14 protein-coding genes are annotated in these 14,621 nt (G+C 65.6%); 8 read left to right on the top strand and 6 right to left on the bottom strand.

Annotated features, from left to right (window positions below; all coding sequences use genetic code 11):
- Position 1 precedes the first annotated feature (1 nt).
- Together ASC89_RS22955 and ASC89_RS22950 are read left to right on the top strand one after the other, a co-directional pair.
- Positions 2–943 (top strand): carbohydrate ABC transporter permease, encoded by a 942-nt coding sequence (locus ASC89_RS22955; RefSeq protein WP_244488531.1) that lies wholly within the window; start codon positions 2–4, stop codon positions 941–943.
- Positions 940–1,764 carry a carbohydrate ABC transporter permease gene (locus ASC89_RS22950; RefSeq protein ID WP_055887286.1) on the top strand — a complete coding sequence of 275 codons (825 nt, stop codon included), beginning with the start codon at positions 940–942 and terminating at the stop codon, positions 1,762–1,764. Before ASC89_RS22955 ends, ASC89_RS22950 begins: the two co-directional genes overlap by 4 nt.
- Before the next feature lie 29 nt (positions 1,765–1,793).
- On the opposite strand, the gene ASC89_RS22945 is transcribed toward ASC89_RS22950, so the two are convergent.
- Positions 1,794–2,828, bottom strand: a complete 1,035-nt coding sequence (locus ASC89_RS22945; RefSeq protein ID WP_055887283.1) for a LacI family DNA-binding transcriptional regulator — start codon at positions 2,826–2,828, stop codon at positions 1,794–1,796.
- Between the two features lie 157 nt (positions 2,829–2,985).
- Here ASC89_RS22945 and ASC89_RS22940 point away from each other — a divergent pair, with 157 nt between their 5' ends.
- The 5 genes from ASC89_RS22940 to ASC89_RS22920 all read left to right on the top strand — a co-directional run bounded on the left by ASC89_RS22940 (position 2,986) and on the right by ASC89_RS22920 (position 7,931).
- Entirely contained in the window at positions 2,986–4,026 is a 1,041-nt protein-coding gene (locus ASC89_RS22940; RefSeq protein ID WP_056002295.1) for a Gfo/Idh/MocA family protein, read from the top strand.
- Positions 4,023–4,964 (top strand): sugar phosphate isomerase/epimerase, encoded by a 942-nt coding sequence (locus ASC89_RS22935; protein WP_056002292.1) that lies wholly within the window; start codon positions 4,023–4,025, stop codon positions 4,962–4,964. Before ASC89_RS22940 ends, ASC89_RS22935 begins: the two co-directional genes overlap by 4 nt.
- A gap of 64 nt (positions 4,965–5,028) precedes the next feature.
- Complete coding sequence (locus ASC89_RS22930; RefSeq protein ID WP_056002289.1) at positions 5,029–6,030, top strand: substrate-binding domain-containing protein; 1,002 nt, start codon at positions 5,029–5,031, stop codon at positions 6,028–6,030.
- A 66-nt stretch (positions 6,031–6,096) separates the two neighbouring features.
- The gene (locus tag ASC89_RS22925) at positions 6,097–6,879 is read left to right on the top strand and encodes an ATP-binding cassette domain-containing protein (RefSeq protein WP_082528523.1); all 783 of its coding nucleotides are present in this window, start codon (positions 6,097–6,099) and stop codon (positions 6,877–6,879) included.
- Positions 6,876–7,931 carry an ABC transporter permease gene (locus ASC89_RS22920; RefSeq protein WP_056002286.1) on the top strand — a complete coding sequence of 352 codons (1,056 nt, stop codon included), beginning with the start codon at positions 6,876–6,878 and terminating at the stop codon, positions 7,929–7,931. Before ASC89_RS22925 ends, ASC89_RS22920 begins: the two co-directional genes overlap by 4 nt.
- A gap of 62 nt (positions 7,932–7,993) precedes the next feature.
- On the opposite strand, the gene ASC89_RS22915 is transcribed toward ASC89_RS22920, so the two are convergent.
- The 5 genes from ASC89_RS22915 to ASC89_RS22895 form a co-directional block, all read right to left on the bottom strand.
- Entirely contained in the window at positions 7,994–8,938 is a 945-nt protein-coding gene (locus ASC89_RS22915; RefSeq protein ID WP_056002284.1) for a nucleoside hydrolase, read from the bottom strand.
- Between the two features lie 116 nt (positions 8,939–9,054).
- Positions 9,055–9,969 carry a LysR family transcriptional regulator gene (locus ASC89_RS22910; RefSeq protein ID WP_056002281.1) on the bottom strand — a complete coding sequence of 305 codons (915 nt, stop codon included), beginning with the start codon at positions 9,967–9,969 and terminating at the stop codon, positions 9,055–9,057.
- An 89-nt stretch (positions 9,970–10,058) separates the two neighbouring features.
- Complete coding sequence (locus ASC89_RS22905; protein WP_056002278.1) at positions 10,059–11,147, bottom strand: ABC transporter ATP-binding protein; 1,089 nt, start codon at positions 11,145–11,147, stop codon at positions 10,059–10,061.
- 21 nt (positions 11,148–11,168) lie between these two features.
- A complete protein-coding gene (locus ASC89_RS22900; RefSeq protein WP_055887254.1) occupies positions 11,169–11,813 on the bottom strand; it encodes a ThuA domain-containing protein in 645 nt (214 codons plus the stop codon).
- A 17-nt stretch (positions 11,814–11,830) separates the two neighbouring features.
- Positions 11,831–13,039 carry an ROK family transcriptional regulator gene (locus ASC89_RS22895; protein ID WP_056002275.1) on the bottom strand — a complete coding sequence of 403 codons (1,209 nt, stop codon included), beginning with the start codon at positions 13,037–13,039 and terminating at the stop codon, positions 11,831–11,833.
- 296 nt (positions 13,040–13,335) lie between these two features.
- Between ASC89_RS22895 and ASC89_RS22890 the strand changes: the two genes are divergently transcribed.
- Positions 13,336–14,595: an extracellular solute-binding protein gene (locus ASC89_RS22890; protein WP_056002272.1), complete on the top strand. Its 1,260-nt coding sequence runs from the start codon at positions 13,336–13,338 to the stop codon at positions 14,593–14,595.
- Positions 14,596–14,621: the final 26 nt, after the last annotated feature.

The following is a 14,621-nucleotide window of genomic DNA, read 5'->3' as shown; positions in this document are numbered from 1 at the left end:
CTTGATTGATAGAACCAACCAGATCGCCGGGGCCGCAGCGGCTGCCCCGGCCAAGTCGCGAAGACGCGCCGGCATCGGCCGCCGCACTGCCATTGCGGCGCTGCTGTTCGCGGCGCCCGCCTTCATCATGTACGCGGCTTTCGTGCTGGTGCCGCTCGCGATGTCGGTGTTCTATTCGCTGCAGCGCTGGGACGGCATCGGCAAGATGCGGTTCGTCGGGCTCAACAACTACCTGATCGTGCTGACCGACGCCGACCTGCTGCAGGTGATCGGTAACGCCTTCCTCCTCGCCGCCTGGTTCACCCTGATCCCGGTTGTGCTGGGTCTCGCGGTCGCCGCGGCGATCCGCGAGCATCTGGGCGGACCATTCGGCACTGCCACCCGCACCATCCTGTTCCTGCCGCAGGTGATCCCGCTGGTCGCGGCCGGCATCGCCTGGAGCTGGATGTTTGCCAATACCGGGCTAGTCAACCAGGCGCTGCGCGGCATCGGGCTCGAGGCCCTGGCGCGCGGCTGGCTGGGGGATTTCACCTTCGCCCTGCCGGCGGTGGGCATTATCGGCGCCTGGGTGCTGCTGGGCCTCTGCACCATGCTGCTGGTCACCGGCATCACCAAGATCGACCCCAGCCTCTATGAGGCGGCCCGGCTCGATGGCGCCGGCCCCTGGGACGAGTTCATCTACATCACGCTGCCCGGGCTGCGGCAGGAGCTCGGCGTCTGCGTCACCGTCACGGTGATTGCGGCGCTGGCCAGCTTCGACATCGTCTACATCGCCACCGGCGGCGGACCGGGCATCCAGACCACGGTCCCGGGGCTCGAAATCTACCGGCTGGCCTTCGCGCACCGGCAGGTCGGCCTCGCCTCGGCGCTCGCCATTTTCCTGATGGTGCTGGTGCTGGTCTGCGTGCTGCCGATCCAGTGGCTGACGAGGGTCCGGCGATGAAGGGTCTTACGCTCGACGCGGCCTTGGCGCGCCTGCTCATCATCGTGCTGATGCTGCTGACGCTGCTGCCGTTCCTCTCGATGTTCAGCGCGGCGCTGGCGCCATCGGGCAGCTACCCGCCGGGCCTCGCCTGGCCGGAAAATCCGCAATGGGTGAACTTCGCCAAGGCCTTCGAGGTGGCGAAGATGGATCAGCTGCTGCTCTCGAGCCTGTTGATCGTCATCGGCACGGTGCCGCTCAGCGTGCTGTTCGCCACCATGGCGGGCTATGGCCTCGCCAAGTTCGACAAGGGCCGCGGGCGCTGGTTCTACCTGGTGTTCGTGCTCGGGCTGACGCTGCCGTTCGAGGCGGTGATCACCCCGCTCTACTACGAGATCAAGGCGCTCGGGCTGCTCAACACCCGCTTCGCGATCATCCTGCCGCTGATCGGGCTCTACATGCCGTTCGGCGTCTACTGGATGCGTACACATTTCGTGAACACGCCCAAGGAGCTGTCCGAGGCGGCCGAGATCGACGGGGCCAGCGAGTGGAAGCAGTTCTGGCTGGTGCACGTGCCATTGGCGCGGCCGGCAATCATGTCGCTCGCCATCCTGCAGTTCCTGTGGACCTGGAACCAGTTCCTCTTACCCGTTGTGCTGGTGCAGGATCCGCTGCAGCGCACCATGGCGGGGGCGCTCGGCGCCTTCCAGGGGCAGTGGGGCACCGATGTGCCGCTGCTTTGCGCCGGTGCGCTGCTGATCCTTGCGCCGACCATCGCGATCTTCCTGATCTTCCAGCGCCAGTTCGTGGCGGCGCTGTTGCAGGGGGCAGTGAAGGGCTGAGCGGGCGCCCGGGCCGCAACCCGGCCCGCTCAACCGTTGCGCGCGTTGTCGCTGTCGCCTTCAACCAGTTCCATCGGCCAGACCCGATGCACGATGCCCTGCGGATAGATGTCGGCATAGGCCGGCATCGAGGCCAGCAGCGATTCCCCCAAGGCAATCCCCACGTCGCGCAGCGACAGCCTGAAACAGGTAAGCGCCGGCGACAGAAACCGGGACAGCGGCGATTCCCGGAAGGCGATAACCGCCACGTCCTGGCCCGGGTTCAGCCCCGCATCCCTGAGGCCCCGGTAGAAGCCGATCGCCATCAGCTCGTAGACCAGCAGGATGGCCGTCGGTCGCTGCGCCATGCTGATCAGCTGATGCGCCGCCTGGTACCCGCCCTGTTCCGATGACGAGGTGTAGATCACGAGGCTCTGCTCGAAGGCGATGCCGTGCCTGGCCAGGGCGTCCTTGTAAGCCTGCAGGAAAATGACGCCGAGATTGATATCGCTGCTCGGGACGGCAACGGCGATGCTGCGATGGCCCTTGGCGACCAGCCGGTCCACGGCGCGGTTCGCCACGCCTTCGAAATCGAGGTCGATCCAGGGATGGTCGCTGGGGGTGCCCGTCCGGCCGAGCGCGATGAACGGGACGTGCGCCTTGTTCAGAAGCTCGACACGCGGATCCTTTCGATGCGTCGCCGAGATGATCAGCGCATCGACCAGCCGGCGCGCGATCATGCGGCGCAGATACTCGGTGGGGTCTTCGTCGGTGGCGCAGGGGAGCACCACCAGATCCAGCTGGTGCCGGCTCAACACCGCCTGCACGCCGTCGAAGACGCCGAAAAAGAAGTTGTCCGGGTTCCCCGAGGTGTCGGCGCCGGACTCCATCATGAACCCGACGGCATTGGTCGTGCCCTGGCGCAACGTGCGTCCGGCCTGGTTGGGCACATAGCCGAGTTCGGTTGCTGCATCGAGCACCCGGCGGCGGGTTGCCTCATTGACGTCGGGACGTCCGTTCAAGGCACGGGAGACCGTACCGATCGAAATGTTCAGATGTTCGGCAAGGCGGCGTATGCCCTTCATAATACTAGATTTTCCCAGCGCGCCGGAGGCTTCCGAAAACGTTTACGCAATTCTCTTGACACAGAAATGCCGGCGAATATAGCGTCGTAAACGTTTACGAAGCCGCCGCGCACGCCGAGACAAGGCGTCGGCGGATTCCCTGGGGAGGGGCAATCACGTGTCATTTCGCGCCGTTCTGGCCGGGTGCGGAGCTATGTCGAAAGGCTGGCTCAAGGCCATCGCCGAAACGCCGGCGCTCCGAGACCGCATCACCATTGTCGGCCTCAACGACATCAACCCCGACGCGGCGCATCGCCTCGCGGCGGAGTTCGGCCTCGGCAAGGCGGCGGTCGAAAGCGATCTCCAGGCTCTGCTCAACGGTACCCGGCCGGACCTGCTGTTCGACGTGGTGATCCCCGGCGCCCGGCATGACGTGGTCGCCACGGCGCTCGCGCATGGCTGCCACGTGCTGTCGGAAAAGCCGATGGCCGCCAGCCTCGACGACGCCCGCGACCTCGTCGCCCGCGCCGCCAAGGCCGGCCGAATCCACGCGGTGGTGCAGAACCGTCGCTACATTGCCGGCGTGCGGCGCATCCGCCGGTTGATCGACAGCGGCGCCCTCGGCGAGCTGACGGCGCTGCACGCGGATTTCTTCATCGGCGCGCATTTCGGCGGCTTCCGCGATGCCATGCAGAACGTGCTGCTGCTCGACATGGCCATCCACACCTTTGACGCCGCCCGCTTCATGGCGGGCCGGGATGCCCTGGCCGTTTATTGCCTCGAAAGCAACCCGCGCGGCTCGTGGTACCAGCACGGCGCCGCCGCCAACGCCATCTTCGAACTCGAGGGGGACGCGACCTTCACCTACCGTGGGTCGTGGGCCGCCGAAGGCGCCAACACCAGCTGGGAAAGCCGGTGGCGGATCATCGGCACCCGCGGCACGCTGCTCTGGGATGGCGCCGACCGGTTCGAGGCGCATGTCGTGGCAGGCGAGGACGGCTTTCACCGGCCACTGGCGGAGCTCGCCGTGCCGGAGCCGGCCGAGGACAGCCAGACCCACGGCCATGCCAGCGTCATTGCCGATTTCCTCCGCGCCATCGACACCGGCACGCCGCCGGAAACTGTCGGCAGCGACAACGTCAACAGCCTCGCCATGGTGTTCGCCGCCATCGAGAGCGCCAAAACCCGCCAGCGTATTATTATCGAGACCCCTAGATGACCAATCCCACCAAAACCATTCGCATCGGCACCATGGTCAGCGCGACCGCCGGCACCGCCGCGCCGCGCATCGCCGAGATCGCCGACCTCGGCTTCGAGAGCTTCGAGCCGTTCTTCTGGCAGACCACCAACGGACAGGACCTCGCCGAGCTCGGCAAGCGCTGCCTCGATGCTATCGGCAACCGCGACATCACCATCTCCACCCTCGGCATGTTCGGCAATCCGCTGGAAGACCAGGAGATGGACCGCCAGACGCTGGAGGGCTGGAAGGCCTGTATCGACAACGCCCATCACTTCGGCGCCACCACGGTTGCCGGCTTTACCGGCCGTATCAGGGGCAAACCGCTGACCGACAGCCTGCCGCAATACAAGAAGGTCTGGTCGGAACTGGCGAAACGCGCTGCCGACAAGGGCGTCAGGATCGCCTTCGAGAACTGCGCCATGGATGGCAACTGGCAGACCGGCGACTGGAACATCGCCCACAATCCCGACGCCTGGGAGCTGATCTTCAACGAGACACCGGACGACAATATCGGGCTCGAATGGGAGCCCTGCCACCAGCTGGTCTACCTGATCGATCCGCTGCCGCAGATCCGCAAGTGGGCGCACAAGTTCTTCCATGTTCACGGCAAGGACGCGACCGTCCGCTGGGACGTGATCAAAGAGCACGGCATCTTCGGCAAGCAGAAGTTCGTGTTCATGCGCACGCCGGGCTTCGGCGACAGCAACTGGACCGACATCATCTCCGAACTGCGTCTCGCCGGCTGGTCTGGCTCCATCGACATCGAGGGCTGGCACGACCCGGTCTATCGCAACGCACTCGAAATGACCGGCCAGGTCCGGGCGCTCGAATATCTCAAGCAGGCTCGCGGCGGAGACTTCGTGAATCTGGCGGCGAACTACGAGGGCGGAGACCCCTCGCTTCGACGCGCCAGCTGATGACTGGTGCCGGCGGGGGAGCCGGCACGCAACCCGTGCAAAGCACGAAAGGGAGGACGTGACTATGACTAGGATTGCTCTGAAGGCACTGACGGCTGCTGCCTTTGCAACTGTCACCATCGCCAGCCTGACCAGCGTCGCCATGGCCGAAACGCTGCGCGACAACTGGTGCAGCGACGTCAAGATCCGGTTCTTCGCGGGTGGCGCCGAGGGAGATGCCTTTGCCTCGATCGTCTACAACGGCGCCGTCCAGGCAGCCAAGGATACGGGCGCTCAGGTCGACTATGTGTTCTCGGGCTGGAGCTCTGAAAAGATGATCCAGCAGCTGCGTGAGGCCATCGGCGCTGCTCCGAACGGCATTGCCATGATGGGTCACCCCGGCAATGCCGCGATCATGCCGCTTGCCGAGGAGGCCTCGGCCGCAGGCATCAAGATGATGTACCAGAACGTGCCGGTCGACGAGGTCACCGCCAAGTTCGGCGGCGGCTATGTCGGCGCGCAGCAGAAGCCGCAGGGCAAGGCCCTGGGCGAGGAAGCCATCCGCCGCTTCGGCCTCAAGGCCGGCGATGTTGCCATCGTCATGAGCGACTGGTCGCAGATCGAGCGCGCCGAACGCGAACTGGGAACGCTCGAGGCCTTCGAGGCCGCCGGCCTCAAAGTGGTCAAGCTGCAGTCGCCGCAGGAACTCGGCACCGACCCGAACACCGGTATTCCGGTGATCACCGCCGCCATTACCGCCAATCCGGACGTCAAGCTGATCGCCTATCCGGGCGGCCAGCCCCTCGGCAATGCCGCGACCTATATGCAGGCGGCCGGCAAGAACGCCGGCGACATCATCAACATCGGCTTCGACACCAGCCCGCAGATCGTCGAGGCATTCAAGGATGGCTGGGTCCAGCTGACCTCCGATCAGCAGCCGTTCCTGCAGGGCTACATGCCGATCCTGTCGCTCTGCCAGCAGGTCGTCTACGGCCTCGGCGCGATCAACGTCGATACCGGCGCCGGCTTCGTTACGCCCGAGAATTACGGAGCGGTTGCGGACTTGGCCAAGGAAGGTCTTCGCTAAGAGTTTCCGGCGGCAGGGGTCCGGCTCCAGCCGGGCCCCGGCCTATCCACTTGCAGCGAGGGCATCGTGCAAAATCGTATTATCGAGCTCAAGGACATCAAGAAGTCCTATGGGCAGGTTTACGCCCTTGGCGGCGTCGACCTTCATGTCGACCAGGGCGAGGTGGTTGGCCTCGTCGGCGACAATGGCGCCGGTAAGTCCACACTCATCAAGATTCTCGCCGGTGCGGTTCGGCCGACAACCGGCGAGATTCTGGTCCGCGGCGAGCCGGTTTCGAACTGGAACGCGGGACGCTCGCGCGAGGCGGGCATCGAGACGGTGTTCCAGGACCGAGCGCTGGCTGTGCAGCAGACCATTATCTGGAACATCTTCATGGGCCGCGAACTGGTGGGCCCGCTTGGCTTTCTGAAAGTCCGCAAGCAGCGCGAAGAGGCCGAACGGCTGATGCGCGAGATCGGCTTCACCTCCAAGGTCTTCGGCCCCAGTTCCATTGTTGGGCAGCTGTCCGGCGGCGAGCGCCAGGGCGTCGCCATCGCCCGGGCGATGTACAACCAAAGCGACCTGATCATCCTCGACGAGCCGACGACGGCGCTCTCACTCACCGAGACGGCCAAGGTTTTCCATTTCGTCCGGCAGGCGCGAGCGGCAGGACGCTCGATCCTGTTCATCGGCCACAACATCCACCACGTGTTCGATATCTCCGATCGCTTTGTCGTGCTCGATCGGGGGCGCGTGGCGCTGCAGGCCACCAAAGCTGAACTCGGCTCGGCGGAAGCCCTGGTCCGTTTCATGGAAGAACTCGCCCATCCCGGCGGCGCCGGCGTTCAGTCCACAGGAGGGACAGTATGACCGATACAGCCAATCGTGACGGTCAGTCGCCGGCCAAAGCCCTCGACGCGGATACCGTCCGCCGCGTTGCCGAAGGCAAGCACGCCGACCGCTCCAGACTTCGCCGCTTCCTTCGCGACCATCGCCCGGCCGTCGGTTCGTTCGTCGTGCTGGTGGTGATGCTGGCCTGCTTCTTCGTGGGCAACCCGGAAGTGTTCTCGCAGTGGAACATGTATCGCGCCGTGCTCATCGGCCTGCCGGTCGTGCTCTTCGTCGTGGTGCCGCTGGTCTACGTGGTGACCGTGGGCGAAATCGACCTCTCCTTTCCGGCGACCATCGGCATGGCCGGGTGGGTCTTCGCGCTGGTGGTGCAGGCGGGGTACGATCCGTTTCTCGGCATCATCGCAGCGGTGCTGACCGGCCTCGTCCTCGGGCTCTGCGTCGGCTGGCTCGTGGTCTATGCCAACCTCTCGTCGCTCATTGCCACACTGGGCATGAACTTCATGCTGCGCGGGCTGATCCAGATCAACACCGAGGGCAAGTCGATCGCCCTGGTGGGCCTGCCCAAGACCCTGACCTTCCAGATTTTCGGCGGCCAGTTCTTCGGCATTCCGGTGCAGGTGCTCTGGGCCATGTTGTTCGTGGCGATCTGCTCGTTCATCTACAACCGGCACCGCTTCGGCGTGCATGTGCACATGGTCGGCGACAATCCCGACGCGGCGCAGCAGATGGGCATCAACATCAAGCTGGTGCGGCTCAAGACCTTCGCCTTCGTCGGCCTTGGCGCAGCGCTCGCGGGTGTTGCCGCCGTGATGATCAACTACACCTGGTGGCCGACCTCCGGTGATGGCTATCTGCTTCCAGCGCTCGCCTCGGTATTCGTCGGCGGCACGGCGCCATGGGGCGGCATCGGCACGATCATCGGCAGCGCCATCGGCAGCTTCACGGTGTCCTTCATTCAGTCGGGCGTCGTGGGAGCGGGTCTCTCCGGCTTCTATGTGCAGTTCTTCTACGGGCTGATCATCATCCTGTCGCTGCTCGGGCACCGCTGGAACCAGGTCCGCTATCGGTAACCTCTCAAGCACCGCTCCTGTTGGAGCGGTGCTTTCACACCGGCAGACCGAAGCCTCTCCGCTCAGGCCAGCCCCTCGCGCAGCACGGCCATGAAACGCTCGCGGCCGGCCTTGCTGATGACCCGCACATTGGCCGGCCGGTCGGTCATGGCGCGGTCGTCGAGGATGGTCTGGCCGCGGGTCAATCCGTCCTCGGTCGAGACGAAGACCGCGGCGTCGAAGCTCTCGACTACCACCTGCTCATCGAGGGCCACCGCAACCGCGATGGGGTCGGGCAGGTCAAAGCCGGCAAGCCGCGAGACCTCCTGGCAGAACCGCCGCAGGGTAGCCTGGCAATCGACCGCGACAATGGCGGTGGGCGTGCCGATCTGCCGGAGGCTGGCCGCCTCCTGGTCGTCGATCACCGCATATTTGCGCGAGATGTCCCAGCCGATCATGGTGATCGGCATGCCCGAGGCGAACACCGCCTCGGCGGCTTCTGGGTCGGCCCAGATATTGTACTCCGAAACCGGGGTGATGTTGCCGTAATAGTCCGAGGCGCCGCCCATGATGAAGCAGCGGCTGATCCGGCCCGCCAGCCACGGCGCCTTGCCGAGCGCGATGGCGATGTTAATGAGTGGGCCAAGCGTGATCAGTTCGATCCCGTCTTCATGGCTTTCAGCCAGCGCGATCAGCGCGTCGCCGGCGTGGCCCGGGCTCGGCGCCCATGGCGCGTCGGCGAGCTGCGTCGGCACCAGTCCGACATCGCCCATGCCGTCCTCGCCGTGCACGAACTGCGCGGTCTCGAGCGGCCGCTGCAATGGCCGGTCGGCGCCCTGATGCACCGGCAGGTCCATGCCGCAGAGTTCGCGGATGAACAGCGCGTTGATGGTCGCCTGTTCCAGCGGGCAATTGCCCGCCACCACGCCCAGCGCTTTGACATCCGGACCGCGGAATCTGAATGCCAGCATCAGGGCCACGGCGTCGTCGGACGCGGTGTCGGTATCGATGAAAATCGGCCTGCCCATTTCTGCTCCGTTCCAGGTTGACGCATGGTCCCAGGCGGGACGCGCTTCGATCGGAGAGAGAAGGGGACGAACGGTGCCGCGACAAACGACTTTTCGTCTTCGTTACGGCGAAAAACTCAAGCGCATGCCGGCAAGCCCGCGGCGCCCGACTGACCCTGCCGGCGAAACCACTTCACCGCCGCCGCGGTCGCCGGATGCCGACGGTCCCGCGGCGGCAAGGCGAGATGGTAGCTGCCTTTGCGCAAGATGCGCCCGAACGGGGCAACCAGACGGCCGTCCGCCAGCGCCTCGCCGATGATCTCCAGCGGCGCAATGGTGCTGCCGACCCCGGCCTCGGCTGCCTGCAGGGTAAAGTACATCCGCTCGAACTCGTGCATCCCGGTGTAGGGCGCGTCCGTTCCACCCTCGCGCAGCCAGTCCTGCCAGATTGCCGGGCGGGTGCGCGATACGAGCCTGGGCAAGCCCGCCAATGCCGCGCGTGCATCCGGCTGCCGGGTCAGACGCTCGCCGGCGACGACCAGCGCAAAGCTCTCGGGCATGATGTCGACATAGCTGGCGTCGCTGCCCGCACTGTGCTCGCCGACCGACAGCCAGAGCGACACTGATGGGTCGGAGATATCGGGCGGGCGATCCCAGCTGACCAGCTTGATGCTGCCGCCGAGCGCCGCTTCGAGCCCAGCCTGGCGGGGGATGAGCCAGCGCAGCGTCGTGGTGGCGGGCGCCGCGATGACCAGCGGTCGTTCGACATGCTGCCGGCCGAGCCGCGCCGAAGCCTGGCGCAACCGCTCGAAAGCCGGACCGACATCATCGGCAAACGCCCGCCCGGCGTCGCTGAGGCCGATCCGGCGACCGGCGCGAATGAACAGTTCCACCTTGGCTCGCCGCTCGAGCTGGCGGATGAGCCGGCTGACGGCGCCCTCGGTGACCCCGAGTTCAGCTGCAGCCCGCTTGAAGCTTCCCAGCCTCGCCGCCGCATCGAAGGCCCTGATGGCGGTCAGTTGCCCCATGACGTCGAGAGAGGAGAGCGACATCGATACCTCGTTGCGGACCGCGCCCGATGCTGACGCAGCATGCGCAGTCTAGACCAGCCTGACACCGCCGTCAGGTCGGTCGCGAGGCGCTAGAGGCGCAGCCCGTTGGCGTCGAACGCCAGCGCGGCGTCGGGCTCGATGCCGACGCTGATCGGCGTGCCGGTGGCGATCCGGGCGTGACCCTTCTGCTGGATCGTCACCTTGGTCTCCCCGTCCCGCCCGACCGCGTAGACGTAGGAGACGCCGCCGAGCTGCTCCACCACCTGCGCCGTCGCGGTCAGCGCGCCGCCCTCCGGACGGGCCTCGGTAAAGTGCTCGGGCCGGATCCCGACGCTGACCGTCTGGCCGACGCTGACGCCTTTGCCACGGCACCGGACCTGCAGTTCCGGAGCGTCGAACGCGGTCAGGGAAACCGTCACGCCACGATCGTTGATGCCGGTTACCGTGCCCCCGAGAAAGTTCATTCGCGGTGAGCCGATGAAGCCGGCGACGAACAGGTTGTCGGGATCGTCATAGAGCTCGATCGGCGTGCCCTGCTGCTCGATCTTGCCGGCCCGCAGCACCACGATGCGGTCGGCCAGCGTCATCGCCTCGACCTGGTCGTGCGTCACGTAGACCATGGTGGCGCCGAGCTGCTGATGGAGCTTGGCGATCTCGATGCGCATCTGCACGCGCAATTCGGCGTCGAGGTTGGACAGCGGCTCGTCGAACAGGAAGGCCTTGGGTTGGCGCACGATGGCGCGGCCGATGGCAACGCGCTGGCGCTGGCCGCCCGACAGCTGACGCGGCTTGCGCTGCAGCAGCTCGGTCAGCTCCAGCGTACCGGCGGCACTGGCGACACGCTGGGCGACCTGGTCGGCGGGCATCCCGCCCATCCTGAGGCCAAAGCCGAGGTTCTGTTCCACCGTCATGTGCGGATAGAGCGCGTAGCTCTGGAACACCATGGCCACACCCCGCTCTGAGGGGTCGAAATCGGTGACGTCCTCGCCGCCGATCAGCACCTGGCCAGAGGTCGGTTCCTCGAGGCCGGAAATGGTCCGGAGCAGGGTGGATTTGCCGCATCCGGACGGTCCGACGAAGACGACGAACTCGCCATCCCCAATGTCGAGATCGACGTCGTGGATCACGGTCACCGCGCCGAAACTCTTGTTGATGCCTCTGAGCTGAAGTTCAGCCACGGTTCCCTCCCTGCTTGCCTGCTAACGCGCTGCCCAGAGGGCGCCGCGCTCGAAGATGGTGCGCATCTGCGGCACCTCGAATTCTCCCACCACATGGCCGAGCGACGAATAGAACACCCGGCCCTTGCCAAAGCGGCGCTTCCACACCACCGGCATCACCACTCCGTCGATCTCCTCGAACTGCTCACCCGAGAAGGTGGTGGTGGCAAGCACCTCCACGCTGGGGTCGAAGTGCATGTAGTACTGCTCCGACCGGTAGGGAAAATCGCCGATCCCGGCCATGATCGGGTCATCGCCGCGCGTGACGTTGATCGTGTAGTCGATGATGTTGCCGGGGTGGGCCACCCACTGGCCGCCGGTCATGAACTGATAGTCCGGCTCGTTGCGGAAGCTGTCGCACATCAGCCCGTGAAACCCGGCAAGGCCGGTGCCGCCGCGCACCGCGGCGAGGAGGTTCGTCAGTTCCTCGCGCTCGATCCGCGACATCGTGATGACCGGCACGATCAGGTCGAACTGGCTAAGGCCGTCATCGGCAAACGCCTCGGTGGTGTTCTCGAGGGTGACCGCGAAGCCATGGCTCTCGAGCATGCCGCCGACGAGGCGCGCGCTCTGCTCCGGCGTATGGCCATCCCAGCCTCCCCACACGATCAGGGCTGACTTGCTCATCGAAATGTTTCCTCCAGTTATGCTGCGTTCCACGGGGCGCTGTAGATGTCGCGCAGCATCAGTGCTGCGGCTCCCCGGGCCCAGAGCTGGTCATCCAGGGTGTGGAAGATCAGCTCGGTGGAATTGAAGTGAGTGAGAAAGCTGTTGGCCTGCGCCGTGGCGCGCACCATCGGCGCAATGGCTTCGCCATAGCGCTGCGACTCCACCGCGACGATGATCTTGGCCGGGTTGACCAAGTTGATGATGTGGGAGAGCCCGATGCCGAGCTTTTCGGCCTGCCGCTCGATGAGGCGCTGCCCCCTTGCATCGCCCGCCTGGGCAAGCCCTGCGAGGTGGTCGAGCAGGTCGTACGAGGCGGCGGCGTCCAGCGCCTCGCCCAGCTCCTGTCGCGCCAGCCGGCGCATGGCGACATCGCCCACATAGGCGTTGAGGCAATCACGCTGGCCGCATTCGCACGGCATCCCCTCATTGCCGACCTTGGTGTGGCCGAAGGCCGGTCCCAGCTTGCTGGAGCCGCGCTGCAGGTCGTCCTCGAGCCACAGCCCGAGGCTCGCCGTCTGGTCCAGCACCATGACGCCGAAGCTGCGGACGCTCTGGGCGTAGCCGAACCAGCTCTCGGCCAAGGCGAGGAGGTTTGCCGGCTTTTCGAGTTTCACCGGCAGGCCGGTGCGCTCGCCCAAGAGCGTCCCGATGGGGATTTCCCGCTCGCCGAACACCGAGCTGGCGTAGCTGCGGCCGGAGCGGGGGTCGACGATACCGGGGATGCCGATGCCGATGCCCTTGATACGGCTGCGATCCACCCCCGACTTGCCGATGCACTCCTCCATGGCGTCCTCGATCAGGTCGACGATCACCTCGGCGGGCTGGCGGGCCAGCCGCACCGGCAGTTGCACCGAGGCGACCGTCTCACCGCGGAAATCGATCAGGGTTGCGGTGGTCAGCGCCTGGGAAATACGCACGCCGATGACAAAGGCCGCGTCACGCACCAGCCCGAGCAGCACCCGTGGGCGGCCGCGTAGGGTCTCGTTGGTCGGCGTGGTGTGGATGGCCTCGATCAGCCCCTCCTCGATCAGCGCGCCGGTGATCGCCGATACCGTAGTGCCGCTGAGCAGGGTGCGTTCGGAGATCTCGACCCGCGAAATCTGGCCATGGCACCGGATCGTCTCCAGCACATGGTACTTGTTGATTTCCCGCATCAGCAGCGGATCAGCGATCTTTACGGCCACGAACTCGCCCCGGGCATCTGGTCAGTCAATTGCTTTGCAACCCGTACAAAAGGCGCTGAATGGCACGATCGTCGAAAACCCGGCACTCAGCGGCAGAGTACCGAAAAACAGGCGGTCCTCAAGCGTCTATCCGCAGATTGAGCTGTTTCTGCAGAGCTGAGGTACGTGCCTCTTGCTTCCTTTAATAAGGGATGCTTAGAAAGTAGCAAGTGGTGATTGCGGTAGGGACCGCGTCTGCCGCTGCGGCCGACTGCGCCAGAGAGCGCCCCCCGGCTGCCCAAAGGAGGAGGAAACCCATGAAGCGAATTGCGCTTGCCGCAATGCTCGGCCTGATGGCGCTCGCGCCGGTGCAGGCTCAAACAGTGGTGAAGTATCTGAACATCGCGTCCATCCCGGACGAGGTGAAGCTGATGACTGAGGCGGTGGCAGAGTACGAGGCCGCCAATCCGGGCGTGAAGATCGAGCTGCCGTTCCTCGAGAACGAGGCGTTCAAGGCCAAGCTGACCACGCTGCTGCAGTCTGCCGATGCGCCCGATGTGTTCCACTCATGGGGCGGTGGGGTGTTCTACGAGCAGGCCAAGGCCGGCGTGCTGCGGCCGATCGAGGGCGTCCTGTCTCAGGAGGCCAAGGATGCCCAGGGTACGGCAGGCGTTGCGGCCTTCACCGCGCCTGACGGCCATATCTACGGTATCGCCCGCGACGTGGCCGAAGTGGTGCTGTGGTACAACAAGGCACTGTTCACCCAGGCCGGCGTCGACCCCGAGAGCCTCAAGACCTGGGACGGGTTCCTCGCTGCCGTGCAGAAGTTCAAGGATGCCGGCATCACCCCGCTGGCGATGGGTGGCAAGGACAAGTGGCCGGCTCACTTCTGGTGGAGCAAGCTGGTGGTGCGCCTGGCGGGGCAGGACGGCTTCAACGCCGCGGCGCGCGGCGAGGGCGACGGCTTTGCCGGCGAGGACTTCGTCAAGGCCGGTCAGTTCTTCCTGCAGCTGGCTCAACTCGATCCGTGGCAGGAGGGCTTCCAGGCCGCCACCTATGGCGATGCCTCGGGCTATTTCGGCGACGGCAAGGCTGCGATGCACCTGATGGGCGACTGGGACTACGGCGCCATGAAGGACAACTCGGCGACTAAGCAGGGTATCCCGGATGACCAGCTCGGCATCCTGCCGTTCCCGACCATTGATGGGGGCAAGGGCGACCCGACCGATACGCTGGGCGGCCTGTCTGGCTACCTGTTCTCCAAGAACGCCTCCGACGACGCGGTCAAGTTCATCGAGTGGTACAACGCCAAGCCGGTGCAGTCCCGCTTCGCCAATGCCGGCTACTACATCCCGATCGTCAGCGGGGCGGCCGACGGCATGACCAACCCGTTCAAGGTGCTGGTAGCGCAGGATATCAACAAGGCCCACTGGCATGCGCTGTTCTTCGACCAGGCCCTCGGGCCGGCGGTCGGTGGCGTGGTGAACGATGTGTCGGCGGATCTCGCCGCCAACGCGATCAGCGCCGAGGACGCCGCCCAGCAGGTCAAGGAAGCCGTGGACGACGCGGCCAATTAAGGCGTTGGCCTTGAGGTCGGCGGGGC

The organism is Devosia sp. Root413D1 (genome assembly GCF_001425235.1).
Lineage (GTDB): Bacteria > Pseudomonadota > Alphaproteobacteria > Rhizobiales > Devosiaceae > Devosia_A.
The sequence above is the reverse complement of the archived record's forward strand: the minus strand, read 5'-3'. Positions and strand labels throughout refer to the sequence as shown.